Source organism: Paenalcaligenes sp. DL 309, assembly GCF_057475285.1.
This window is the reverse complement of record NZ_JBYBKW010000001.1, coordinates 500,541-525,931: the sequence shown is the minus strand read 5'-3', so window position 1 is coordinate 525,931 and position 25,391 is coordinate 500,541. Positions and strand designations below refer to the sequence as shown.

The following is a 25,391-nucleotide window of genomic DNA, read 5'->3' as shown; positions in this document are numbered from 1 at the left end:
CAGTATTCAAAGCCCTTGGAGATTTAATCCAAGGGCTTTTTTTATTTTTGCTGGTGATTACGTAGGGCGTCTACACAATCTCGAATTAATAATGGCCCTTGATAGATAAGACCGGTATAGAGCTGGATAGCATTGGCGCCGGCTTGTACTTTTTCTACCGCTTCTACGCCTGAGTTAATACCACCTACACCTATAATGGGATAGTCGGGCCCTAATCGCTGACGTAAACGCTCAATGACCCGTAGAGAAAGCGCATGCACTGCTGGGCCTGATAAGCCGCCTTGTTCATTTGCGTGTGGCTGCATGGACACGTAATCGCGGCTAAGGGTAGTGTTGGTGGCAATAATGCCATCAATTTTGCATTGCTGCACAGCGGTGGCAATACTGTCTATTTGTGCTTCATCCATGTCTGGGGCGATTTTAACCGCTATAGGCACATAACGCCCGTGCTCTACCTGTAGTTCTTGCCGGCGTGTATTAAGAGCGCCTAGTAGTTGTAATAGTTCATTTTCGGCTTGTAGCTCACGCAAATTTTGCGTGTTGGGGGAAGAAATATTAACGGTGATGTAATCCGCATGTGCGTAAACGCCATCCAAACCTTTTAGGTAATCGTCTGTGGCTTGCTCCATGGGCGTATTGGCATTTTTACCAATATTTAAACCTAAGATGCCGCCATCGTTACGCCACTGACTTTGTTGTACATTTTTTATAAACTGCCCTAAGCCGTCATTATTAAAGCCAAATCTATTGATCAGACTTTCTTTGGCAGGGATTCTAAACAGACGGGGTTTGGGATTTCCAACTTGTGGCTCTGGAGTGACAGTGCCCACTTCTACAAAACCAAAACCTAAAGCGCCTAAGGCGTCAATATGTGCGCCATTTTTATCCAAGCCTGCCGCTAAACCCACGGGGTTTTTAAGATGTAATCCCATTAAAGTGGTAGGCAAATAGAGCTCTTGACGTATAAGAGTTGCGGCAATTTGGTGTGCTTTATCTAAGCCCTTTAACGTGAGTTCATGGGCTTTTTCAGCCTCTAAATAAAATAAAAAAGGGCGCATCAAGCCGTAGGTATGGAGCAGTAATGACATGTTATTTGTCCACAGTGGGATAGACCCATTCGTTATTTAGAAATAATTGATAAGGAGTAAAGCGAGTTTTATATGACATTTTAGGATTTTGCTCTATCCAATAACCTAAGTATAGCCACGGTAAGCTTGCTGCTTTACAGTAATTAAGCTGCCATAAAATACCATACGTGCCTAAGCCTGAGGTGTAAGGATCAAAAAAAGTATAAACCGCAGATAAACCTTGGGCGACTTTATCTACTAAAGCCACCATTTTGAGTTGTTCGCCGTCTCTAAACTCAATGAGATGAGAGTTCACATTGCTAGAGAGTAAAAATTCAATATATTGTGACTTATCGTCATTATCCATCTCTGAACCACTATGGCGTATCGCTTGGTACTCTCTATACAGCGCGTAGTGCTCTTCTTCCCAGACTAAGGGTTTATGAATGACACGTAAATACTGAAATTGTTTTAGTGTGCGACGATGGTTACGACTGGGTTGAAATTGCTGCGTATTAATTCGTATAGGAGTACATGCTTTGCAGTGATCACAATGAGGTCTATACGTAAAGGTGCCACTGCGCCTAAAGCCTAAGTTAATAAGAGCGTCATAGGCAGGGCGATCAATTAAATACGATGGTGCCGCCACCAAAGAACGTGCTTTTTTAGGCGGCAAATAACTGCAGTTATACGTAGATGTGGCATAAAATTGTATGTTTTTTAGCACGGCAATAAAACACCATCCGCGCTCAGCTGGCCTCTACCCCAGTTAGCGGTCTCTAGAGACGTGTATTGCTGCAGCAGTTCTTCAAAATGATTTCGGGGTATGCTTTGGGCTCCTAGAATGGTTAAATGAGCCGTTTCTTGCTGGCAATCTATGTATTGAATGTTCAGATGCTTTTGTAAGTAAAGCGTTAAATAATATAAAGCGATTTTACTGGCGTCATTCATTAAGCTAAACATCGACTCACCAAAGAAAAACTGCCCCAGTTGCACGCCATAAAGCCCACCTACCAGCTGCTGGCCTTGCCAGACTTCAACACTGTGCGCATGCTGACAGCGATGCAAGTGGTAATACGCTTCTATAATTTCATTTGAAATCCACGTGCCTTCTTGCTGTTTACGCGTAGTTGAGCATTGGCTAATTACTTGTAAAAAAGCGGTGTTTGTGGTGACTTTTATGATGGAATCCTTGCGTGTTATTTGTCTGCATTTTTTTGCTAACGATTTAGACAGCTTAAATTGCTTACATTGCAGTACAGCACGGGGGTTAGGGGACCACCAAAGTATAGGCTCCCCTTCATTAAACCAAGGGAATATTCCTTTGCTATATGCATCGAGTAGGCGAGGCACACTCAGATCTGCTCCCGCTGCTAGTAAGCCTTGATCTAAAGCGTGGCTTACTGGGGGAAAAGGGTCTTCAGTAGCTAGCCAGGGGATAGTAATCGCTGTCATTCAGGTATAAGTATTGGTTTAAACTTTTTCACTAAGCGTGTAGTTGCGTATGGAAAAAACACCTTTGGCCCTGTCGGCTAAGTAATGTTCTATAGTTGTACTAACTGTACGGAAAGAAAGATTATCCCAAGGGATTTCATCAAACTCAAAAAATCTGGCTTCTAAAGACTCGGGACCGGGATCAAGCTCTGGACTGAGTACCTTGGCTAAGTAATACACATGTACTTGGCCGGCACTGGGTACATCGATGAGGGTAAATAATTGTCCTAGCTCTAGATTAGCACCGGCCTCTTCATCAGCCTCACGCATGGCGCCTTCAGCGGTGGTTTCTTTGAGTTCCATAAAACCTGCAGGTAAGGTCCACGTATCATAACGCGGCTCAATGGCGCGCTTACAAAGTAGGATCTTGTCTTCCCAAATAGGCACCACGCCCACCACATTACGTGGGTTTTGATAATGCACGGAGCCGCACTGCAGGCAGACTTCGCGTACTATGGTGTCATCAGGAGGGATGATTTTTGCTAAAGGATTGGCGCACTGAGTGCAGTAGTGCAGGGTGCGAGGATTAGGGAAGTAAAATTCAGAAGGCGTAGTCATAATCATCTATATAGGTGTTAATAGAGTGATTGTAGAACATATGTTTGCGCCTAGGTAGCGAGCCATAAAAAAAGCCCACGTAAAAACGTGAGCCTTTAAAATCTATGGAGGCGCAAGCCGGAATCGAACCGACCTACACGGATTTGCAATCCGGTGCATAACCTATCTGCCATTGCGCCTTTAAGCAATAAATGATTATAGCTAAAATAAGGTTTTTTTACAAGTTATGAATAAAATACCCGATTATCCTCTTTTAAGCCGGGACTTCTACGCTAATGAAGACTGTGCAGCGGTGGCTCAGCAGTTATTAGGAAAGATCATAGTTGTTCATAAAGAAGGTGAGCTGCGTGCAGGTCGTATAGTAGAAACAGAAGCCTATTTAGGCCCACACGATTTAGCCGCCCATACTTCTAGAGGTCTTACTCCCCGTAATCAAGCCATGTTTGGTGAGCCGGGGCATGCGTATGTTTATTTGATTTACGGTATACATCATTGCATGAATACGGTGACTGGGCCGGTAGGTAGTGGTTCAGGCGTATTACTGCGAGCCATTGAACCCGTATTAAACGTAGGCACCAATACTAATGGGCCGGGGCGGTTGTGCAAGGCCATGGGCATAGATCGCAGTGATTATGGTACGGATCTTTGTGTGCCCGAGCGTATTTATTTACTAGATAGCCCTTCAGTAAAATCGGAGCACATCATAGCAAAGCCACGAGTAGGTGTGGACTATGCAGGGGAGTGGGCACTCAAGCCCTTACGATTTTATGACGGAAACAGCGCTTATATATCTCGTAAATAAGGCAAATTTAACTTCAAAGCTTTTGTTCGGCCGCCATTTGTAAGCGCTTGACCCAAAGCGTAGCCGTAGCGGCTTCGGTAAAACGTAGTTGAGTGGGTTCGGTAGTGCCGCGCAGCTGTAATTCTATAGTGTTATCGCCTTGAGATTGTACTTGCTGTATATCCGCAAAAATAAAAGGCAGATCAGGCAGAGAAGTACGTTTAATAACCCCGCTTTTATCATTGGGTTCTATTTGAATAGAACCATCACTTAAGGCATCTTCTAAAATTCGCTGTTTGTTAATTGTTTTGCCGTGTAAGCGATAGTAGCGATTTACGGCTATAACTATTAGCGTAATAAGAATCGCCGCCGTTATTACCACTGCGCCACCACCCATGGCTGGGCCAAACTGAGCGGCAACGAAAGTGTAAATTAAATAGCCCGCATAAACTAAGGCAGCGAAAGCGATAATAACGGCGGCAATAATTGGCATGTAATTAACGTCCCATCATGGAGTTTTTAATTTTCTGATCTGTTTGGTATTGGCTAAGTGCATAAGTGGCCCAAATAGCCGCTGGAATCCAACCAATTAACGTGATTTGTAAAATTAAACAAATAATGCCAGCTAAAGGACGTCCTATAGTAAAGAACGCCGCAAAAGGCAAGAATATAGCTAATAGTAAACGCATAAAAATCCTTATAAAAAAACAGCAATAATTATAATCTAAAGAAAATATTATTGGGCGCTGCCTTGATACAAAGCTATAGCTATTGTTGCAGGAGTGACCTCACTCGATTGCTAAGATTTGTAAAGCTAAAAATGACGTGGGGTTATTAGTGAGGGGTATTAATATCCTAATGTTAGTCCATCTGGATTACGAGGGTCTGAGGCGCCCCACAGGCTGGTGCCATCGCGCTGAATGGTTTGGGTGCGGCCCATAGATGCCTTAACCTTAACGTCATGGCCTTGCGCCTCTAAGATACGAGCTGTATCACTATTAAAACCCTGTTCTACACGCAGCTCATCAGGAGTCCACTGATGGTGTACGCGCAAAGCGGCGGCAGACTCGGCGGGATTCATGTTGTGATCAATAGCATTCATTACCGTTTGCAAGACGGTAGTAATAATACGGGCGCCACCAGGACTACCTGTGACTAAAAAGGGCTCGTTATCTTTAAGTACTATGGTGGGTGTCATAGATGACAGTGGGCGCTTACCGGGAGCTACAGAATTGGCTTCCCCGCCTACTAAGCCGTAGGCATTTGCTACCCCTGGTTTGGCAGAGAAGTCATCCATTTCATTATTCAATAAGATACCTGTACCTTCTGCCACAATACCGGAACCAAAGTTTGTATTGAGCGTGTAAGTAACTGCCACGGCATTGCCGTTTTTATCCATAATGGAATAGTGCGTGGTTTGATCACTTTCATAAGGCAAAGGATTACCGGGCTTGATCTTGGCAGATGGTGTGGCTTTATCATTGATGCGTTGTGCTAAGTTGTCGGCATAGTGTTTAGAGACTAAGCCTGAAACGGGTACATCTACAAAGTCTGGATCCCCTAAGTATTCAGCACGATCGGCATAAGCTAATTTCATGGCTTCTGTCATGTAGTGCACCGATTTGGCACTATTATGGCCCCATTCACCTAGAGGCCAGCGCTCAGCAATATTTAATATTTGCACTAAATGTGGTCCGCCAGAAGATGGCGGCGGCATGGTGGCTATATCATAGCCCCGATAGGTGCCGCGTGTAGGTTGACGTTCAATGGCTTGGTAATTCGCTAAATCTGCCATGGTGATGGCGCCTGGGTAAGCTTGCATTTCAGCCGCAATGCGTTTAGCAATGTCGCCTTTGTAAAAGGCATAGCTGCCTTGATTGGCAATCAGTCGTAACGATTTAGCCAAATCTTTTTGTACTAATAAATCACCTGCTTTGAGGGGGGCGCCATTGCGCCAAAAAATAGCGGTAGTGGCTGGCCATTGACCCATGTTGTTGGCTGAGCGTTCTAATACCTTGGCTAGGGTTTCACTAACTTCAAAACCGTTTTCTGCTAAATCAATTGCGGGTTGAATCACTTGGGACAAAGACATGCTGCCCCATTTATTAAGAGCATGTTCTAAGCCAGCGACTGTACCCGGCACGCCTACGGCATAATGGGTGAAGAGTGATTTACCGTCAATCACATTGCCGGCTTCGTCTAAATACACATCGCGATGAGCGCCCGCTGGGGCCATTTCACGAAAATCCAGTGCCACTTGGCCTTGGCTAGCCGCATCGTGATACATCATAAAGCCACCGCCACCAATATTGCCAGCATTAGGCAGTACTACGGCTAGCGCAAATCCGACTGCAGCGGCAGCATCAACGGCATTGCCCCCTTGTTCTAATATCTGCAATCCAATGTTAGAGGCGAGTTCATGTTCGGTAGCCACCATGCCATTTTCTGCTGTTACTGGGTGAAAAACAGAAAGCGTATGATCATAAGCCGCAGAAACGGCTTGAGTGGAGGCGGTTTGGGTGAATTCAGGGTGAGAAGATTGATGGGCACAGCCGACTGTAAGTAAGGCAATAACCGTGCTGGCAGCGCTGAGCTGAATGAGCTTTTTAGACATACTGGTGTCTCCTTGAGGTTTTATGTTCTTAGAGTTGTATCATAAGACTATACCAACAAGGAGAAAAGCACGAGTTTAGCTTGTCGCCATTGGGCAAAGGGGACATGACCGGGCCCCCAGTACTTACAAACAAAAAAAGCACTTGAATTAACAAGTGCTTTTTTAAAAATTTGGAGCGGGAAACGAGACTCGAACTCGCGACTTCAACCTTGGCAAGGTTGCGCTCTACCAGCTGAGCTATTCCCGCATTGTTATTTTTTAGTGGGTTTGTTTCCCAACAATTTAAAATTATAAGCTAATCTTTTATTAATTGCAAGCTTTATTTTAAATAAATTTTTTACTGCTTTTGATGGCTTTGGCTGGTATGCCGCTAGCACCAAAGATTTAAATATAGTCTTGTTTCAAATCTTTGTCAACATCTTTTTTCAGACGAGGTAAAATAGATGTATTGTTTTTAGCGTTATTTTTATCTTTATACCTATTACTATCATGCTGCTTTACCGTGATTATGATTTAAGCCTCTTTAATACCTTAGCGCTGCCTGCACGTGGCGCTAGAGTGGTGGTGTTTGATGATCCTAATCAATTACCTGCTTTACAAACCTTAGTACGAAAACAGCCTCATAAAAGGCGTTGGATATTAGGAGGTGGTAGTAATGTGGTGATGGCTGAAAACATTGATGCCTTAGTTATTAAAGCGCAAAATAAAGGCATACGTTTAATAAAGCAACGAGCAGGGGAAGTGATTATAGAAGCTCAAGCAGGCGAGAACTGGCATCAGTTTGTACAGCATTGTTTAAAAAAAGGCTGGTATGGTCTAGAAAATCTTGCCTTAATACCTGGTACGGTGGGGGCGGCTCCAGTACAAAATATAGGGGCTTACGGCGTAGAACTAGAACAGCACATATACAAAGTGCAAGCTTGGGATTTTGAGCGTGGAGAAATGTGTGATTTTCACACAGATGAGTGTGAATTCGCTTATCGCGATAGCTATTTCAAACGCAGTGCACCCGGGCGTTACTTAATTACTGCTGTTTGGCTTATGTTAAATACAGCACAAAAATGGCAGCCCACTACTCATTACCCAGATTTAAAAAATCACCCAGACTTACAGGGTGAACTCACCCCTCAGGGTATTTTTGATGCCGTGGTGCAAGTACGTCAACAAAAATTACCCCACCCCCGCGAGTTAGCGAATGCTGGCAGCTTTTTTAAAAACCCCATCGTAACGGCAGCTCAGTATGCACAACTTAAACAAGATTATCCTGATTTAGTGGCTTATGAACATGGTCCTAAGCATTTTAAACTGGCGGCGGGGTGGCTCATAGATAAGGCGGGCTGGAAGGGTAAGCAAGTGGGCCCTGTAGGTATGCATAAAAATCAAGCTCTGGTTTTGGTGAATTACGGTGGCGCCACCGCGGCTGAGGTACGGGTATTAGTAGAGCAAATAAAAGACCACATCAAACAGCTGTTCAATGTGGTCTTAGAGCAAGAGCCTATAACTATTAGTTAATGTTTAGCACGTCTTGCATGCTATAAATGCCTTGGTTTTTATCTTTTAAGAAGCGAGCAGCGCGTAAACTTCCCTGCGCATAGGTGGTGCGATTGCTAGAGCGGTGTGTAATTTCAATGCGCTCACCTTCACCGCAAAAAAGTACGGTATGGTCTCCAATAATATCGCCGCCACGCACTACAGAGAAACCAATATTACCGTCTTTGCGTATGCCCGTTTCACCATGGCGAGCCCAGTCGGCCACGTCATTTAACTCTACACCCCAAGATTTAGCCACAGCCTCGCCCATGGCCAAAGCTGTACCAGAAGGAGCATCCACTTTATTACGGTGGTGAGCTTCATAGATTTCAGCATCAAAGCCTTGCTCCATGAGCTGAGCGGCAATTTCCACTAAGCGTAACGTAACATTCACGCCTACACTCATATTCGGGGCAAACACAATAGCGATTTTTTCAGCAGCGGCATCAATTTTTGTTTTTTCTTCGGCGTTTAACCCCGTGGTGCCAATAATGAGTTTGCAGTTGTGTATTAAGCACGCCTCTACATGAGCCATGGTGCCAGCAGGACGCGTAAAATCAATTAGGCAGTCTGCATTAGCAAGCTGGGTCAAATCATCACTGATAATCACGCCTGTGTCTTTTCCTAAGAAAGCGCCTGCATCTTTACCTATAGAGTCTGCACCAGAGTGATCAAGGGCAACGGCTAATTTCATATCGTCGCTATTAAGTACGGCTTCGATGAGCATACGACCCATACGGCCATCGGCGCCTGCAATTGCAATACGCATAGTAAATCCTAAGAGTAAATAATAAGTGTAAGTAGCTATAAGTAGCTAATAAATCAGTACTAAAACTGTAATGGTATTATGTATATGCCTTAGTCGTATTAAAGCAGCGGCTCAGCAGGTAGGATTTGCCCGTCTGGGATCTGTATAGACTGAGGAAAGGCACCTTCTTCAGGAGATTGTATTTTTTCACCTTTAAAGGTACCGGCATCAAACTGCTCGTAGGGCTGACGATCAGGCATAGCATCGCCTTCCCAGCGTACTAAGTAATCTCCATCAAACCAAACGGTAAACAAGCGTTGCTCTGATTTGCCAGTACCGGGTTTGTAAAAATAAGGATAATCCCAGCGGTCGCTGTGAAATATATCTTGTAAGGTAGGGGAGCCCAGTAAAAAGCGTACTTGCTCACGGCTCATTCCCACTTCTAGGCGTTCAATCTGTGAAGCGGTAAGCCAGTTACCTTGCTGTACAGGCGCTTTATAAGGAAAGCCCCATTTAGTACCACTACACGCGCTTAAGGTTAAAGCAGTTATACCTGTAATCAAGCATAATCGGAGTAAGTTAGAATGTTTTTTTGTCATCATTGCTTTAGCATGCCCCTGTTAGGATAAAGTCGTTATCATATAAATGTTTAGAGAAATGTGCATTATCACTTCATCTCGAAATCCGCTTGTATTATGCAGTGCGGGCTACGAGCCTTACCCCCTCCAATCAGATATATAGATATATAATTTAGCTTATGAAAGACCAAAATGAATTGAAAAGTATGGGGCTTAAGGCGACTTTCCCGCGCCTTAAGATTCTCGATGTGTTCCGTCGTCATGACGATACCAAAGAAATGCGCCACCTAAGCGCTGAAGACGTCTATCGTTTATTAATCGCTGAAGATGTCGACATAGGCCTCGCTACAGTGTACCGCGTACTGACTCAATTTGAGCAAGCGGGCATCTTAATGCGTAGTCAATTTGATGGTGGTAAAGCGGTTTTTGAGCTTAACGATGGTGATCATCATGATCATTTTATTTGTACCAATTGCACCAAAGTGGTGGAGTTTTCAGACCCTGAAATTGAAAAACGTCAGTTTGACATAGCAGAAAGACTGGGTTTTGAGTTAGAAAGCCATACCTTTGTATTGTATGGCATTTGTAATGAGTGCTTGGAAAACACCAAACCCGGCCCCAGAAGTAAATCCCGTTAAAAGCAGCTGTACGTGCTTTCATAGCTCTTAGCCCTGCTCACTCATTAATACCCAGCATTTCTTGGGCATGTTTGCGTGTGGTGGCGGTAATTTCTATACCGCCTAGCATGCGAGATATTTCTTCAATGCGTTGGTGAGTATTGAGTTGTTGTATTTTCGAAACGGTTTGGCTGTTTTGGGTGGCTTTGCTGACCTCAAAATGCGAGTCACCACAAGCTGCCACTTGAGGTAAGTGGGTAACACACAGTACTTGATGGCGTTGACCTAATTCATGTAGTAGTTTGCCCACTACTTGCGCAACGGCACCGCCAATCCCGCTATCTACTTCATCAAAAATCAGAGTGGGTACGCGAGCCGCTTGGCTAGCTATCACTGAAAGCGCTAAAGAGATACGTGCTAATTCGCCGCCTGAGGCCACTTTAGCTAAAGCGGCAGGCGGTACACCACTATGGCCTGCTACTAAAAATTCTACTTTTTCATTGCCATGTGCGCTTGGGGCACTGGGGCTCAGTTGCGCCACAAATTGCCCCCCTTTCATAGAGAGTTGTTGCATGGCGTCCGTCACTTGTTGGCTAAGGGTAGAGCTAGTACGCTCACGGGCTTGGGTGAGTTCTTCAGCTAATTCTGTATAGCGTTTTTCTGCTTTTTGCGTGTTTTTTAATAAAGCCTCAGTATCTACAGACTCTTGGAGTGCGTGTTGACGTTGTAATAGTTGTTCGAGTTTTTTTGGTAGCTCTTCTGGCTCACACTTATGCTTGCGGCTTAAGTTAAACGCTTCAGACATGATTTGATCTATGTGAGCTAGACGTTCTGGGTCAAGCTCTACATTACTCACATAGCTGTTGAGATCAGAGATAGTTTCTGCACAAGCTATTTGGGCTGACTCTAAAGTCTGGCAGATTTCTGTCAAATTAGTATCGTGGTTCAATACGGATTGTAAGCTTTGCAAAGCGGTATTAATCGCCTTAAACGCTCCGCCATCCTCATTTTCTAAAAGCGTAAGACTACGGCCTGCATTGTCTAGTAACGTTTGCGCATGCGCCAAGCGTTGATGCTCTTGAGTGAGCGCTTCCCAATCGCCTTCGGCGAGATTGAGATCTGTTAGTTGTTGAACCTGCCAATCTAATAATTCTAGTTCTTGCGCGTTCACCTGAGCGCTTTGCAGCGCCTTTTCGTAAGCGTTTTGCGCTTGTAGCCATGCCTGCCAAGCGTGGGCCACTTGTTGACTCAAGCGCAGATGTTGACCCTGGGTGTCTAGGATGGCGTAATGACTTTGTGGATTCAGCAGGCTTTGATGGGCGTGCTGGCCATGAATGTCTACCAGCAAAGCGCCTAGTTCACGCAGTAAAGAGACGGTAGTGGGGGTGCCATTAATATAAGCACGGCTACGTCCTTGAGCATCAATGACTCGACGTAAAATCAACTCTTCTTTGTTATCCATGTTGAAATCGTGCTCTTGCAACCAGACTAACGTGCTGGCATCGGGCTCAAAGGTAGCCGTGATTTCGGCACGTTCGGCGTGTTGACGCACTACAGCGGCATCGCCTCTAGCGCCTAAAGCTAAAGAGAGAGCATCAATTAATATGGATTTACCGGCACCGGTTTCTCCAGAAAAAACCGTAAAGCCAGCCTCAAACTCAATGTGGCTGTGATCCACAATAACAAAATCACGAAGATGTAATGAACGTAGCATAGGGAGGTTACTCAGTGTGGTTCGTTTTCGTCTGCGGGCATACGGTTCCAATCTAATTTCTGTCTTAAGGTGGAAAAGAAGCTATAGCCTTTAGGATGAATAAAACAGACAGTGTTTTTAGAGCGTTGTATATCGATACGGTCTCCTGCCTGACAGTCAGACCAAGCCTGCATGTCAAAATGCACGCTAGCGCCGGTTTCTACACGCCCTAAGGTGGTAATAGTAAGGCTTAATGTACTGCTGTCAGGCACAACAACAGGTCGATTAGACAGAGTCTGTGGGGCTACAGGCACCAGTAAAATAGCCTTAAGACTAGGGTGTAATATAGGGCCATTAGCTGACATTGCATAGGCAGTAGAGCCCGTAGGGGTGGAAATAATCACCCCATCAGCACGTTGTCTATGCATAAAAATGCCATCTAGTTCAACGCGTAGTTCTATCATGCCACCGCGTCCGGCTCTATTGATGACAATATCATTTAAAGCTATGCCTGAATGCAGCACCTCACCATCGCGCACAATGCTGCCTTCTAATAAGCTGCGTTCTTCGGAATCATAATGCCCAGCAATCACGCTTAAAACGGCTTCGTGTGCATTATCTAGGGAGATGTCAGTAATAAAGCCTAAACGGCCATGATTTACACCAATTAATGGCACGTGGTAATTAGCTAACTCACGCGCTGCGCCAATCATCGTGCCATCACCTCCCATAATGACAGCCAAGTCTGCCTGCGTGCCTATGTCATCGTAGTTGCCTATAGGCAGCTCGGTAATGCCCGCGTAATGAGCGGTATCAGCTTCGATCATCACATTACAGCCTGCTTGCTGTAGTGTTTGTGCGAGGGCGCGTAAAGGCATATCTAGGCCGCTATCTTGGTAGCGCCCTATAATTGCCACGGACTTAAAATGCATGAGCTAACAAACCTTATAATTTTAATTTGTGAAATTAACCTGATTCTATACTTTTCTGCAAAGCTTGTGTGTTGTGAAGCGCCATCCTAAAGTGGATGATCTATAGGTATACTGTCTAATACCTTTAGTTACATTGTTTGAAGACCTACTCAACTACGGATTATTATGAGTGCCAAAAAAATCTACGAAGAGCTGCCTGATGCCTCACTGTTTGACCCTCAGGTTCGCACCCGAGCTATCCCTAAGGTCGGCGTGCTAGTGGTCAATTTAGGTACACCGGCCACCACAGCGCCTAAGGATATTAGCCGTTATTTAGGCCAGTTTTTATCTGATCAACGGGTGGTTGAGTTACCGCCTTTCTTATGGCAAATTATTTTGCGGGGTGCGATTCTACCTTTTAGGCCACGAAAATTATCGCCTAAATATGAATCCATTTGGATGGAAGGCGGCTCACCCCTTTTAGTGTATAGCCAAGCTCAAGCTGATGGTGTCCAAAAAAAATTGCATGATAAAGGTTATGACATTCCTGTACGTTTAGCCATGCGTTACGGGGAGCCCGCTATGCACGATGTGTTGCATGAGCTCACCACACTAGGCTGTGAACGCATTTTAATGGTGCCTTTATATCCCCAATACGCGGCTAGCACTACAGCCACAGCGGTAGATGAACTCAATCGCTATTTGGCTAAACGCAGAAATCAACCTGAAACACGTAGTGTAAAAAGCTATGAGCAACATGAGGGCTACATACAGCCTTTTGTACAAAGTGTATTGCGCCACTGGGAAACGCATGAAAAACCACAACGGCTCTTGCTAAGTTTTCACGGCTTGCCACGTCGTTGCATAGATAAAGGTGACCCTTATTATAGAGATTGTATGCTCACCACTGCTGCTATACGTGAAGCCTTGGCGGATCAAAACGTACCTATTTTCGCTACCTTTCAAAGTCGTTTTGGTGCAGAGAAATGGGTAGAACCTTACACTGAACCCACCTTACGCCAATGGGCTAAAGAAGGGGTGGAGTCGGTGCATGTGGCGTGTCCGGGTTTTTTAGCGGATTGCTTAGAGACCTTAGAAGAGATTCAAATGGAATGCCGTGATGCTTTCTTAGAAGATGGCGGTAAAAGCTTTTCTTACATACCTTGTTTGAATGATGATCCGGCTTGGATAAGCGGTCTTTGTGACATTGTGTTGCAAAATTTGCAGGGTTGGGATTTACCAGCTTTAGATAAGTAGACTAAAATACTCGGGTATATTTGCACTGATAATAGGAATAACCTAATGCTTAGAAAAAATCCTCGGGGTGATTATCCCGTTGTTCACGAAACTGCTTTTGTAGACCCTACTGCCATTTTGTGTGGGCGTATTGAGGTAGGGGCCCATGTTTTTATTGGCCCTTACGCGGTGATTCGTGCTGATGAGGTAGATGAAAATGGCCATTTAGAACCCATTGTGATTGGCGCAAACTCAAACATTCAAGATGGCGTGGTTATTCATTCTAAAGATGGTGCTGCGGTGACTATTGGTGAGCATACCTCTATTGCCCATCGCTCCATTGTGCATGGGCCTTGTGTGGTGGAAAGCCATGTGTTTATAGGCTTTAATTCTGTGTTATTTAATTGCATAGTGGGCGAGTCAGCGGTTATTCGTCATAACTGTGTAGTAGATGGTCACGATATTCCTAAACGTTTCTACTTGCCCTCTGCCACGGTAGTTAGTAGTGCTACCGAGCTCAGCGCCTTAGATACCGTACCTCAAGCCGCCACCGATTTTTCCGAATCCGTAATGCACACTAATGTCTCTTTAGCGCAAGCTTATCGCCGTATCCAAAACCAGTTTTGAGAGATTTTTCAGTAGAAAGTGGGCCATGTCCACGATGACACTTGAAATGGGGGCGAAAGCCCCCATATTTGTATCAGTCATTATTGAATATTTATTGTGGAGACCTTTATGTCAGCCCCTAAGCACCCTAAAGAAACAGAAAAAGATTCTGTAGCAAACGTAGATCAAGTAGTAGAGCAAGAGCAGTCCGAAATCGAAGAGGATGAGCTTTTTGAGAATGAAACTATCCAGTTTCCGCAAGAATCCAATCTGGAAACAGAGCTTAGCGAAGCGCAGGCTAAGGTAGCTGAATACCATGATCAGCTTTTACGTGCTAAGGCCGAGGTAGAAAACATACGTAGACGTGCTAATGAAGAAGTGACCAAAGCACGTAAGTTTGCCGTTGAAGGCTTTGCTGAAAGTTTATTGCCTGTGCGCGATAGTCTGGAAGCCGCTTTAGCCCAAGAGAATCAAAGTGTAGAAAGTTTCTCTGAAGGGGTAGAGACCACATTAAAACAATTAAATAGTGCTTTTGAGCGTAATAAGTTAACAGAAATTGCTCCTGTGGCCGGTGATAAGTTTGATCCCCATGTGCATCAATCTATTTCTGCGATTCCTTCAGAGCATCCCAAAGATACGGTAGCCCAAGTTTTACAAAAAGGTTATGCCTTAGCTGATCGTGTATTACGCCCTGCTTTAGTGATGGTGTCTGCTGGTTAAGTGTTTTGTTAAGAATGGGGCTTGAAAAACAAAAAGTATCCCCCATATAGGTAGTAACTACTTAATAAAGCATTTAAAACTTAAGCATCAAATATCAAATATCAAATATCAATATTAAATATACAGGCTAGGAAAAAATAATGAGCAAAATCATTGGAATTGACTTAGGTACCACAAATAGTTGTGTGTCCGTACAAGAAGGCGATCAAATTCGTATTATCGAAAACGCCGAAGGTACACGTACGACACCTTCCATCGTGGCATATATGGAAGACGGCGAAGTATTAGTGGGTGCGCCTGCTAAGCGCCAAGCAGTAACCAACCCTACAAATACCATTTACGCCGTTAAGCGTTTAATTGGTCGTCGGTTTGATGAAAAAACCGTGCAACAAGATATCGATAAAATGCCTTATAAAATTGTTAAGGCTGATAATAACGACGCCTGGGTAGAAGCGCAGGGTAAAGCCTTGGCCCCTCAGCAAGTGTCTGCCGATATCTTGCGTAAAATGAAAACCACCGCCGAAGATTACTTAGGCGAAGAAGTCACAGAAGCGGTTATTACCGTACCTGCTTACTTTAACGATAGTCAGCGTCAGGCCACCAAAGATGCCGGTCGTATTGCTGGTTTAGATGTTAAACGCATCATTAACGAGCCTACCGCAGCAGCATTAGCCTTTGGTCTTGATAAAGCGGCTAAAGGTGATAGCAAAATCGCTGTTTATGACTTGGGTGGTGGTACGTTTGATGTATCCATCATTGAAATCGCGGATATGGATGGTGATAAGCAGTTTGAAGTGCTTTCCACTAATGGTGATACTTTCCTTGGTGGGGAAGACTTTGATCAGCGTATCATTGATTACATTATTGACGAGTTCAAAAAAGAAAGTGGTGCAGATTTATCCAAGGATGTATTGGCACTACAGCGTTTGAAAGAAGCCGCTGAAAAAGCAAAAATTGAGCTATCTTCTACTACACAGACTGAAGTTAACTTACCTTATATTACGGCAGATGCCTCCGGTCCTAAGCACCTGAGCTTAAAAATCTCTCGTGCTAAGTTGGAATCTTTAGTTGAAGATCTCATCGAGCGCTCGTTAGAGCCTTGTCGTGTTGCTATTAAAGACGCGGGCGTGAAGGTTTCAGAGATTAACGATGTGATTTTAGTGGGTGGCATGACACGTATGCCTAAGGTGCAGGAAAAGGTTAAAGAGTTCTTTGGCCGTGACCCACGTCGTGATGTAAACCCAGACGAAGCGGTAGCCACCGGCGCTGCTATTCAGGGATCCGTGTTAGCGGGTGATCGCTCAGACGTGCTTTTACTAGACGTAACACCACTTTCCTTGGGTATTGAAACCTTAGGTGGGGTGATGACGAAAATGATCCCTAAAAACACCACTATTCCTACACGTCACTCACAGGTTTACTCCACCGCTGATGACAACCAGCCTGCGGTAACCATTAAAGTGTTCCAAGGTGAGCGTGAGATTGCTGCAGGTAACAAAGCTCTAGGTGAGTTTAACTTAGAGGGTATTCCACCAGCACGTCGTGGTGAGCCACAAATTGAAGTGACCTTTGACATTGATGCCAACGGTATCTTGAATGTGTCTGCCAAAGACAAAGGCACTGGTAAAGAAAACAAAATTACCATTAAAGCCAGCTCAGGTTTAACTGAGGAAGAAGTCGAGAAAATGGTGGCCGATGCAGAGATGCACGCTGAAGATGACCGTCGTATTGCTGCCTTAGCCAATGCCCGTAACCAAGGTGAAGCCTTAGTACACTCTACGCAGAAATCCTTAGAAGAGTATGGCGATAAGCTAGAAGCTTCCGAAAAAGAAGCCATAGAAACCGCTATTACTGAGCTAGAAGAAGCCCTCAAAGGTGACGATAAAGACGCCATTGATAGTAAAACTGAAGCTTTAACCACAGCCGCTCAGAAGCTAGGTGAAAAAATCTATGCCGATATGCAAGCTGAGCAGCAAGCCCAAGGTGGTGCTGAAGCCGAGGCAAAACCTGAAGATGAGAATGTGGTCGACGCTGACTTCAAAGAAGTGAAGCGCGATCAATAATCTACAGCAGGTTTAATATGCTTATGCCCGGTTTCTGGTCATGCCAGAGATCGGGCGTTCTTGTTTACGAGGATAGCGTCTTAACGCTACAGTTAATATGGCAAAACGTGATTTTTATGAAGTGTTAGGCCTGGCGAAAAATGCGTCTAAAGACGATATTCGTAAAGCCTATAGAAAAAAGGCAATGAAATATCATCCGGACCGTAATCCGGATAGTAAAGAGGCCGAAGACAAATTTAAAGAAGCCAAAGAAGCCTACGAAACCCTCTATGATGATGATAAGCGCGCTGCTTATGATCGTTATGGTCATGCAGGCGTAGACCCGAATATGGGCGCCGGTATGGGAGGCGGTATGGGCGGAGCCGACTTTGCCGATGCCTTTGGTGATATTTTTGGCGATATCTTTGGTGGTGGCCGACGTGGTGGTGGCGGTGGTGGGCCTCGTGTACAACGTGGCGCAGATTTACGTTACTCCTTAGAAATAAGTCTAGAGCAGGCGGCTACCGGTTTTGATACTGAAATTCGTATCCCTAGTTGGGAAAACTGTGATACGTGTTCTGGCTCAGGCGCTAAGCCGGGCACGTCGCCACGCACGTGTAGTACTTGTAATGGTGCGGGTGCAGTACGTATGCAGCAAGGGTTTTTCAGCGTACAGCAATCGTGTCCCACTTGTCACGGCACGGGACAGGAAATTACCGATCCGTGTACGGTGTGTGATGGCGTAGGTCGTGTACGTAAAAATAAAACCTTACAAGTCAGCATCCCCGCTGGGATTGATGATGGTATGCGCATTCGCTCCACCGGTAATGGGGAGCCGGGTGCCAATGGTGGCCCTCCAGGTGATCTATATGTAGAAGTGCACTTGAAACGCCACGGTATTTTTGAGCGTGAAGACGATGACCTGCACTGTGAGCTCACCATTCCGTTTACTACGGCTGCTTTAGGTGGTGATGTAGAAGTGCCCACTTTAACCGGTCGTGGTGAGATTTCTATTCCTGAAGGCACGCAAACAGGCAAAGTATTTCGTTTACGTGGTAAAGGGATTAAAGGCGTGCGCTCTAGTTATCCTGGTGATCTCTACTGTCATGTGCAGGTAGAAATACCGGTGCGCTTGTCAGATGAGCAGAAAAGTATTTTGCGTCAATTTGAAGAGTCCCTATCCGGTGGGGGTGATAAACACTCACCCAAAAGTAAATCCTGGACAGATAAGGTGAAAAGTTTTTTTTCTTAAAGCCGAGAAAGCGCGCTAGGTGGCGTGATAAACGGCCTTGAAAAGCCACAGGCTCTTGAGTTTAAAACCCGTCTGCAAACGTATTTGTAGACGGGTTTTTTGTGTAGATACTTATTGTTGTTTGCTTTGATCCGCACCTAAAGCGGAGCTAAAGGCGTCGGGTTTGAGGTATTGTTGGAGTACAGCATTAACTTGTTTGGCATCCAGTTCTTGTAGCTTTTCATCCATTTGTTGCGACCAAGAAAAATCACGGTCTAAATCCATATAGCTTTGCCAAGTATTGGTCAACACAGAATCATTACTGCGTGCTAGTTGTCTATAGCGCAATAAGGCGTGAATGGCTTCATCCACTTCTGCTTGTGTAAAACCATCTTTTAAGACCTTATCTAGTTCTTCACGTATTACCTCATTGAGCTTGGCGGAGTTTTCGGGCGCGTGAATGGCGTAAATCGTCCAGCTGGCTGAAGGCTCATACGAAGAGACATTTAAACGGCTACGCACATCATAAGACAAGCCTTCCCCCACGCGTACCCGGTTCCATAGCCTAGACGTTTCTGATTGCCCCAACATATAGTTGGCTAAATAAAGTGCCACAAAGTCTTCATCTGTATCTTGTAAGGCCAAAGGCAAGCTCTCTATAAAAAAGGCATTGGCTTTATCGGGCGTATTTATACTGAAATGTTTGGCAATCACTTCTGTATAGGGGTCTGCGGCGCGTTGGTAGGCCGGAGCACGTTTCCAGTCTTTAAGGCCTTTTTGTAGACTGGTTTTAATGGCATCGGCATCAAAGGTACCGGTAGCACTGAAACGAATATCACCGGTGCCATAAAATCGCTCGTGAAACGCCAGCACGTCTGCTTGACTTAAGGTGTTGATGTCTTCAATGGCCTCTTCAAAAGTAGGCACATAGCGTATATCGCCCTTAGGCCATGCGTTCATATGACGGGCTAAGGCTTGGTTAGCTACCGCAGAAGGTTCGTTTTTTGCATTATTAATACTGGTGAGACGACGGGTTTTGTATTTTTCTAGCTCGGTTTCTGGAAAATTCGCCTCACGTATTACTTCTAGGGCTAAGTCTATGGTTTCTGCTAGATTTTCACCTGTAGTAGAAATGTCCACCTGTAAACCATTCGAACCGCCCCCAAAACTCACCGATGATTGTAAAGCAGTGAAGGCATCTTCTATTTCTTGACGTGTACGATTTTTACTACCATAAGTGAGTAAATTTGCCGTAGCACTGCCAATAGTAGAGCTACCTTTGAGACTGTCCGGATCGCCAAATCGTATAGAAAGCTGTGCTTCTACGCGATTACCGCGGGTAGGTTTAGGTAATAATGCCAGTTGCACCTCACCTAAATTTTCACCCAAGTCTAAAATATAGCGTTGTGTGTGTGCATTAATATTTTCAGGAGTGGGGTCGAAGCTTTGTTGTTGTTCGGCGAGGACCTTGCCTTCATAGTCTGCTAGTAATGCTGCTGCATCAGGGCTTTGTGCCAGAGGCGCCCGTGCGGTTTGCTCAGTAGGCACATATAAACCATTCGTACGGTTATCTGCTACTAGCCAAGTTTTAAGGGCTTCTTGTATTTGGGTAGGCTGAATACTTTCTACCTGATCGCGCTGCCAGAAAAACAAGCGCCAATCACCCGAAGAAGCGCCTTCCGAAAGCGCAGCCGCCAAACTGCCCGAGTCGGCATAGGTTTGAGACCAACCGTTAAGCCACTGGTTACGTACGCGGTCCACATCGGTAGTTTCAATAGTGATAGGTTGCGTTTCTAAGCTTTGATTGAGATTTTCTAGGGCTTTTTCTTGATTCATCTCATCATTAAGCTCAGCCATAAATAGAGCATAACCGGGTTGTTTTAAACCGGCAGCATAACCAAATACGGAAGTGGCAAGATTTTTTTCTACCAAATTTTTATATAAAAGCCCAGAAGGGGTGTCAGCTAAAATACTGACCCCTAAGCTTAAAGGCATAAATTGTGGGTCGGCTTCAGCGGGAGTGTGGTAGAGCGCTGCGATGAGGGGAGAGCCACCTTGGCGCCGTATGGTAACGCTACGCGGACCATGTTGTACCGGCTCTTCAGTGTATTCAGGGGGAAGCGTGCGCTTAGGCTTAGGGATGGTACTAAATTGCTGATGGATATATTCTAGCGTTTCATCCACATCAAACTGCCCACTTACAATGAGTACGGCGTTATCGGGTTGATAATACAATTTATAGAAATTACGTAATTGCTCTATATCTACCTGCTCTACATCGCTACGTGCACCGATGGTGCTTTTGCCATAGTTATGCCATTGGAAAGCCGCGCTTTGTGTGCTTTGCATAAGGACTCGGAAGGGGCTGTTTTCACCACGTTCCATTTCATTGCGTACCACCGTCATTTCCGCGTCTAGGTCAGCTTGAGCAATACTGGCATTTATCATCACATCGGCTTGCCAGTCTAAATACCAGTCTAAGGTTTCAGGGTTAGCCGCAAAGGTAGCGTAATAATTAGTACGGTCTACTGAAGTGGTGCCGTTAGCGGCTAAACCACGCTTAGAAAACTCACCCAACGCATTCGGCATAGTAGGCGTGCCTCTAAACAACATATGCTCAAGTAAATGCGCCATGCCCGTTTGGCCATAGTTTTCATGTCTGGAACCCACCAAATACGTCATATTCACGGTGGTATTGGGTCGGGAGTCGTCGGGGGCTAATAATACGGTTAAACCATTATTAAGCTTATATTCGGTAACCCCTTCAACACTAGTGATTTCTTGTACGCCTTGGGGCAAAGCATAAACCAGCTGAGGGCTGAGAAAAATCCCAAGCAGTACTACGTATTTGGTTTTTTTATGTAAAGCATTATGTAGAGCATTAAACATAAGAGTTCCTGTATGTGCTGTATGTATTATATGTATGCGTTATTTAGTTAGAAACTGCATGGCTGATTCTAGCCCTTGCATGGTCACGGGGTACATATGGTCTTGCATAATTTGACGAATTAAATACAGCGAGCGGTGATATTGCCAGAAGCGTGTAGGCGTGGGGTTAAGCCACACCGTTTTAGGCCATTGCGAGATAATTCTAGAAAGCCACACATGGCCGGCTTCGGTATTGTGATGTTCAATGGCACCACCAATATGAGTGATTTCGTAAGGATTCATGGTGGCATCACCCACTATGACCACATGCCAGTCCTCATTGTATAGTCTAAGCACTTCGGTAGTAGGGGTGGCTTCGTCAAAACGCCGTTGATTATTGCGCCAAAGCGATTCATAAGGGCAGTTATGAAAATAATACACCTCTAGATGTTTAAATTCACTGCGTGCGGCAGAAAATAGCGCTTCAATTTGCTCTATGTGTGCCTCCATACTACCACCCACATCGAGTAACATAAGGACTTTTACCGTATTTTTGCGCTCTGCCTGCATTTGAATATCGAGTAAGCCCCCCTGTTGGGCGGTGTGACGAATGGTGCCGGGCAGGTCAAGCTCTGTGGCGCTGCCTTGTCTAGCAAAACGACGCAAACGGCGTAGCGCCACTTTGAAGTTACGGGTACCCAGCTCCACTTGGTCGTCATAATCTTGGTACTCGCGCTTTTCCCACACCTTGGTAGCCGTCATATTACCAGCCGAAGGGCCGCCTACCCGAATACCTTGCGGGTGATAGCCTCCATGCCCAAATGGTGAGCTGCCTCCTGTACCCACCCATTTATTACCCCCAGCATGGCGCTCTGTTTGCTCAGCTAAGGTTTTTTTGAATAGGTCTAGCAGCTCATTAAGGTCGTGCTTTTTGAGAGCGGCTTTTTCCTCATCGGACAAATGACGCTCTAAGGTTTTAACCAGCCAATCTTCCGGGATAGCACCACTTTCGGCCAGCTGTTGACTCAATAAATTATAAAATTGACTGAAGGCTTGATCGTATTTATCAAACAGTCCTTCATCTTTAATGAGAATTAAACGAGCTAAATAGTAAAACTCATCGATGGAAATAGGTGCAGCGGGGCTACGCAAACTCTCTATGAGTAGCATGAATTCCTGTATAGAGACCTTGAGTTGCTTAGCACGTAAAAAATAAAAGAAACGAATCAGCATAAGTCGGTATTAACGGCCATATTTTGCGATACGCGCTAAAAGTGACAGGTCTTGTTCATTTTTAATTAAAGCACCAATAAGCGGAGTATGGGCTGTATCGGCAGAAGCGATATCTTGAGCCGTCATGTCTTCACTCATTAATAAGTGCAACCAGTCTAAAAGCTCTGAGGTAGAGGGTTTTTTCTTAAGACTGGGTGCTTGGCGTAATTCATAAAAACGCGTTAAGGCCGCATCCAGTAAATCGCTAGCGAGTTGAGGATAGTGAACTTGCACAATATCCGCTAGGGTTTCTATGTCGGGAAAGCGTATGTAATGAAAAAAGCAGCGGCGTAAAAAGGCATCAGGCAGCTCTTTTTCATTATTAGAGGTAATAATAATTAAAGGTCTATGCGTAGCGGAAATGGTTTGCTGCGTTTCATACACGTGAAATTCCATCTTATCGATTTCACGTAGTAAATCATTGGGGAATTCAATATCGGCTTTATCGATTTCATCAATGAGTACCACCGTAGGCTCGGGAGACGCAAAGGCTTCCCAAAGAGCGCCTTTAACAATGTAATTACCAATGTTATGCACGCGCTCATCCCCTAATTGAGAGTCGCGCAGCCTAGAAACAGCGTCGTATTCATACAAGCCTTGTTGAGCCTTGGTGGTGGATTTAATATGCCACTGTAATAGCTCACGGCCTAGAGCGGCAGCCACTTCTTCAGCAAGTAGGGTTTTACCTGTGCCGGGTTCCCCTTTGATTAATAATGGGCGTTGTAATATGAGGGCAGCATTAACGGCTGTTTTAAGGTCTTCTGTAGCTACATAACGATCTGTGCCGCTAAAGCGATGGGTGTTTTCAGTGTGGTGATTCATTGTTAAAAATTGATAATTCTGTTTAAAACTTATTAATGGGCGTGTTTATGGATTAACTCTATGTAGCGCTCATTATCTAAGGGCTTGTTAAGGCGCTGAGCTTCCCAGATCACCTCTCCTAGAGCTTCCATAATGCGGTGTGAGGCTTCATGGGGGTCTAAAGTGGCCACTAGACGGTCATGGGCTGCTTTGATGCCAGGAGGTTGATCTATGGATAACTGTTCTTGAATGGCTAGGTGCATAGAGAGATGTAAAAAAGGATTGGTTTGCCCTTTTTCTACGGTAAAGTCTTGCTCAATGGCATCCGGGTTTTCTAATAACTGATGGTATTCCGGGTGTTGTTGAACCAAGTTTACCGCCATGTTTTCTAAGGGGCTAAGTAATTGCTTATGGCGATACTTTTGCCATGCTTCAATGAAAAATTGGCGTACTTGATCTCTAGAAGGGTTAAACATAGTTTTTTCCACAGTAAATACACTATATAGTGTATATGGTAGATGGTAGGGGAGGTATTGTCTGCATTATCTGTGGTTTTGTTTCGTATTTTGACGTGATTTAGGCTAAACTCTTATATAAGACTAACGACACAGGCAAACGCTCTTTGCGCTTTTGCCTTCCTCTGTTCATATTACTGGAGCATACATGTCTTTTCAGCATATTAAAGTCCCTGCTCAGGGCGAAAAAATTACGGTAAATGCCGATCACACGCTAAATGTCCCCAACCAGCCTATTATTCCCTTTATTGAAGGTGATGGTATTGGTGTAGACATTACGCCTGCCATGATTAATGTGGTGGATGCCGCCGTTGAAAAAGCCTATGGTGGCGAGAAAAAAATTCACTGGATGGAGATTTATGCCGGTGAAAAATCTACACAAATTTATGGCCCCGATGTTTGGTTACCTGAAGAAACGCTAGAAGCTGTAAAAGATTACGTGGTTTCTATTAAAGGCCCACTCACCACACCAGTAGGTGGTGGTATTCGTTCTTTAAACGTAGCTTTACGTCAGCAGCTAGATTTATACGTTTGTTTACGCCCTGTACGTTACTTTGATGGTGTACCTTCACCCGTAAAAGAGCCAGAGAAAACAAACATGGCTATTTTCCGTGAAAACTCAGAAGATATTTACGCCGGTATTGAGTTTGAAGCCCAATCTGCTGATGCCAAAAAACTGATTGAATTCTTACAAAACGAATTAGCGGTTAAAAACATCCGTTTCCCAGAAACCTCCGGTATTGGTATTAAGCCCGTTTCTATAGAAGGTACGCAGCGCTTAGTACGTAAAGCCATTCAGTACGCCATAGACAATGACCAGTCTTCTGTGACTATTGTGCACAAAGGCAACATCATGAAATACACCGAGGGTGGTTTCCGTGATTGGGGTTATGAGGTTGCATTAAAAGAGTTTGGCGCTGAGCTTATCGATGGTGGCCCATGGTGTAAGTTTAAAAACCCTAAAACAGGTAAAGACATTGTTGTTAAAGACGCCATCGCAGATGCCTTCTTACAGCAAATTTTATTACGTCCTGCCGAGTACAGCGTGATTGCTACCCTAAACCTCAACGGTGATTATGTTTCTGATGCTCTAGCCGCTCAGGTAGGTGGTATTGGTATTGCCCCTGGTGCCAATATGTCTGATACCGTTGCGATGTTTGAGGCCACGCATGGTACAGCACCTAAATATGCGGGTAAGGATTACGTCAATCCCGGTTCTTTAATTTTGTCTGCTGAAATGATGTTACGTCACATGGGCTGGGTAGAAGCCGCTGACCTCATCATTAGCAGCATGGGTAAAGCCATTAAGTCTAAAAACGTGACGTATGACTTCGCCCGTCAAATGACCGGTGCCAACCAAGTGGCGTGTTCGGCTTTTGGTGAAGAGATGATTAAACGTATGTAATACATCGTATACCTAATACTTAAACCTAACACCTAACATCTAAAACCTATTAGGTTTTTGTATTATTATTGTTATTACTAAAAAATCCCGTACAGAAAATATTT

Annotated in this window: 24 protein-coding genes and 2 tRNA genes; 9 read left to right on the top strand and 17 right to left on the bottom strand. The window is 44.8% G+C overall.

What is annotated here, in order from left to right:
* Positions 1-41 precede the first annotated feature (41 nt).
* The 5 genes from AC2UZJ_RS02480 to AC2UZJ_RS02460 all read right to left on the bottom strand — a co-directional run bounded on the left by AC2UZJ_RS02480 (position 42) and on the right by AC2UZJ_RS02460 (position 3,298).
* Positions 42-1,088 (bottom strand): quinone-dependent dihydroorotate dehydrogenase, encoded by a 1,047-nt coding sequence (locus AC2UZJ_RS02480; protein ID WP_486948529.1) that lies wholly within the window; start codon positions 1,086-1,088, stop codon positions 42-44.
* 1 nt (position 1,089) lies between these two features.
* The gene (locus AC2UZJ_RS02475) at positions 1,090-1,794 is read right to left on the bottom strand and encodes an arginyltransferase (RefSeq protein ID WP_486948528.1); all 705 of its coding nucleotides are present in this window, start codon (positions 1,792-1,794) and stop codon (positions 1,090-1,092) included.
* Positions 1,788-2,522, bottom strand: coding sequence for a leucyl/phenylalanyl-tRNA--protein transferase (gene aat / locus AC2UZJ_RS02470; protein ID WP_486948527.1), 735 nt, complete (start codon positions 2,520-2,522; stop codon positions 1,788-1,790). The genes AC2UZJ_RS02475 and aat overlap by 7 nt, the downstream gene beginning before the upstream one ends.
* Positions 2,523-2,540: 18 nt before the next feature.
* Positions 2,541-3,119 carry an NUDIX hydrolase gene (locus AC2UZJ_RS02465; protein WP_486948526.1) on the bottom strand — a complete coding sequence of 193 codons (579 nt, stop codon included), beginning with the start codon at positions 3,117-3,119 and terminating at the stop codon, positions 2,541-2,543.
* A gap of 105 nt (positions 3,120-3,224) precedes the next feature.
* Positions 3,225-3,298, bottom strand: a tRNA-Cys gene (locus tag AC2UZJ_RS02460).
* A gap of 47 nt (positions 3,299-3,345) precedes the next feature.
* Here AC2UZJ_RS02460 and AC2UZJ_RS02455 point away from each other — a divergent pair.
* Complete coding sequence (locus AC2UZJ_RS02455) at positions 3,346-3,921, top strand: DNA-3-methyladenine glycosylase (protein WP_486948525.1); 576 nt, start codon at positions 3,346-3,348, stop codon at positions 3,919-3,921.
* 13 nt (positions 3,922-3,934) lie between these two features.
* On the opposite strand, the gene AC2UZJ_RS02450 is transcribed toward AC2UZJ_RS02455, so the two are convergent.
* The 4 genes from AC2UZJ_RS02450 to AC2UZJ_RS02435 form a co-directional block, all read right to left on the bottom strand.
* The gene (locus AC2UZJ_RS02450) at positions 3,935-4,393 is read right to left on the bottom strand and encodes a hypothetical protein (protein ID WP_486948524.1); all 459 of its coding nucleotides are present in this window, start codon (positions 4,391-4,393) and stop codon (positions 3,935-3,937) included.
* Positions 4,394-4,397: 4 nt separating this feature from the next.
* On the bottom strand, positions 4,398-4,589 hold the full coding sequence (locus AC2UZJ_RS02445) for a YqaE/Pmp3 family membrane protein (RefSeq protein WP_486948523.1): 192 nt from the start codon (positions 4,587-4,589) through the stop codon (positions 4,398-4,400).
* Positions 4,590-4,747: 158 nt separating this feature from the next.
* The gene (gene ggt / locus AC2UZJ_RS02440; protein ID WP_486948522.1) at positions 4,748-6,514 is read right to left on the bottom strand and encodes a gamma-glutamyltransferase; all 1,767 of its coding nucleotides are present in this window, start codon (positions 6,512-6,514) and stop codon (positions 4,748-4,750) included.
* 171 nt (positions 6,515-6,685) lie between these two features.
* Positions 6,686-6,761, bottom strand: a tRNA-Gly gene (locus tag AC2UZJ_RS02435).
* 242 nt (positions 6,762-7,003) lie between these two features.
* Here AC2UZJ_RS02435 and murB point away from each other — a divergent pair.
* Positions 7,004-8,026: a UDP-N-acetylmuramate dehydrogenase gene (gene murB, locus AC2UZJ_RS02430; RefSeq protein ID WP_486948521.1), complete on the top strand. Its 1,023-nt coding sequence runs from the start codon at positions 7,004-7,006 to the stop codon at positions 8,024-8,026.
* On the opposite strand, the gene dapB is transcribed toward murB, so the two are convergent.
* Both dapB and AC2UZJ_RS02420 read right to left on the bottom strand, forming a co-directional pair.
* Complete coding sequence (gene dapB / locus AC2UZJ_RS02425) at positions 8,019-8,813, bottom strand: 4-hydroxy-tetrahydrodipicolinate reductase (RefSeq protein WP_486948520.1); 795 nt, start codon at positions 8,811-8,813, stop codon at positions 8,019-8,021. The two genes, murB and dapB, sit on opposite strands and share 8 nt — an antisense overlap.
* 98 nt (positions 8,814-8,911) lie before the next feature.
* Positions 8,912-9,394: an outer membrane protein assembly factor BamE gene (locus tag AC2UZJ_RS02420; protein ID WP_486948519.1), complete on the bottom strand. Its 483-nt coding sequence runs from the start codon at positions 9,392-9,394 to the stop codon at positions 8,912-8,914.
* A 155-nt stretch (positions 9,395-9,549) separates the two neighbouring features.
* On the opposite strand from AC2UZJ_RS02420, the gene fur reads away from it, so the two are divergent.
* The gene (gene fur, locus AC2UZJ_RS02415; protein WP_486948518.1) at positions 9,550-10,008 is read left to right on the top strand and encodes a ferric iron uptake transcriptional regulator; all 459 of its coding nucleotides are present in this window, start codon (positions 9,550-9,552) and stop codon (positions 10,006-10,008) included.
* Between the two features lie 37 nt (positions 10,009-10,045).
* Here fur and recN read toward each other — a convergent pair whose 3' ends face one another.
* Positions 10,046-11,701: a DNA repair protein RecN gene (recN, locus tag AC2UZJ_RS02410; RefSeq protein ID WP_486948517.1), complete on the bottom strand. Its 1,656-nt coding sequence runs from the start codon at positions 11,699-11,701 to the stop codon at positions 10,046-10,048.
* 11 nt (positions 11,702-11,712) lie between these two features.
* Complete coding sequence (locus tag AC2UZJ_RS02405) at positions 11,713-12,612, bottom strand: NAD kinase (protein ID WP_486948516.1); 900 nt, start codon at positions 12,610-12,612, stop codon at positions 11,713-11,715.
* A 165-nt stretch (positions 12,613-12,777) separates the two neighbouring features.
* On the opposite strand from AC2UZJ_RS02405, the gene hemH reads away from it, so the two are divergent.
* The 5 genes from hemH to dnaJ all read left to right on the top strand — a co-directional run bounded on the left by hemH (position 12,778) and on the right by dnaJ (position 18,447).
* Positions 12,778-13,848 (top strand): ferrochelatase, encoded by a 1,071-nt coding sequence (hemH, locus tag AC2UZJ_RS02400; RefSeq protein WP_486948515.1) that lies wholly within the window; start codon positions 12,778-12,780, stop codon positions 13,846-13,848.
* A 45-nt stretch (positions 13,849-13,893) separates the two neighbouring features.
* Positions 13,894-14,454, top strand: coding sequence for an LbetaH domain-containing protein (locus AC2UZJ_RS02395; RefSeq protein WP_486948514.1), 561 nt, complete (start codon positions 13,894-13,896; stop codon positions 14,452-14,454).
* A 108-nt stretch (positions 14,455-14,562) separates the two neighbouring features.
* Entirely contained in the window at positions 14,563-15,153 is a 591-nt protein-coding gene (gene grpE, locus AC2UZJ_RS02390; protein ID WP_486948513.1) for a nucleotide exchange factor GrpE, read from the top strand.
* A gap of 140 nt (positions 15,154-15,293) precedes the next feature.
* The gene (dnaK, locus tag AC2UZJ_RS02385) at positions 15,294-17,216 is read left to right on the top strand and encodes a molecular chaperone DnaK (RefSeq protein ID WP_486948512.1); all 1,923 of its coding nucleotides are present in this window, start codon (positions 15,294-15,296) and stop codon (positions 17,214-17,216) included.
* A gap of 97 nt (positions 17,217-17,313) precedes the next feature.
* Entirely contained in the window at positions 17,314-18,447 is a 1,134-nt protein-coding gene (gene dnaJ / locus AC2UZJ_RS02380; RefSeq protein WP_486948511.1) for a molecular chaperone DnaJ, read from the top strand.
* A gap of 111 nt (positions 18,448-18,558) precedes the next feature.
* Here dnaJ and AC2UZJ_RS02375 read toward each other — a convergent pair whose 3' ends face one another.
* Genes AC2UZJ_RS02375 through AC2UZJ_RS02360 form a run of 4 tightly spaced genes read right to left on the bottom strand, consistent with a single transcriptional unit; the run spans position 18,559 to position 23,843 of the window.
* Positions 18,559-21,315, bottom strand: coding sequence for a M16 family metallopeptidase (locus tag AC2UZJ_RS02375; RefSeq protein ID WP_486948510.1), 2,757 nt, complete (start codon positions 21,313-21,315; stop codon positions 18,559-18,561).
* A gap of 39 nt (positions 21,316-21,354) precedes the next feature.
* On the bottom strand, positions 21,355-22,527 hold the full coding sequence (locus tag AC2UZJ_RS02370; protein ID WP_486948509.1) for a vWA domain-containing protein: 1,173 nt from the start codon (positions 22,525-22,527) through the stop codon (positions 21,355-21,357).
* Between the two features lie 9 nt (positions 22,528-22,536).
* Positions 22,537-23,388, bottom strand: coding sequence for an AAA family ATPase (locus AC2UZJ_RS02365; protein ID WP_486948508.1), 852 nt, complete (start codon positions 23,386-23,388; stop codon positions 22,537-22,539).
* A 32-nt stretch (positions 23,389-23,420) separates the two neighbouring features.
* Positions 23,421-23,843: a DUF1841 family protein gene (locus tag AC2UZJ_RS02360; protein ID WP_486948507.1), complete on the bottom strand. Its 423-nt coding sequence runs from the start codon at positions 23,841-23,843 to the stop codon at positions 23,421-23,423.
* Between the two features lie 187 nt (positions 23,844-24,030).
* Here AC2UZJ_RS02360 and icd point away from each other — a divergent pair, with 187 nt between their 5' ends.
* Positions 24,031-25,287 carry an NADP-dependent isocitrate dehydrogenase gene (icd, locus tag AC2UZJ_RS02355; RefSeq protein WP_486948506.1) on the top strand — a complete coding sequence of 419 codons (1,257 nt, stop codon included), beginning with the start codon at positions 24,031-24,033 and terminating at the stop codon, positions 25,285-25,287.
* Positions 25,288-25,391 lie beyond the last annotated feature (104 nt).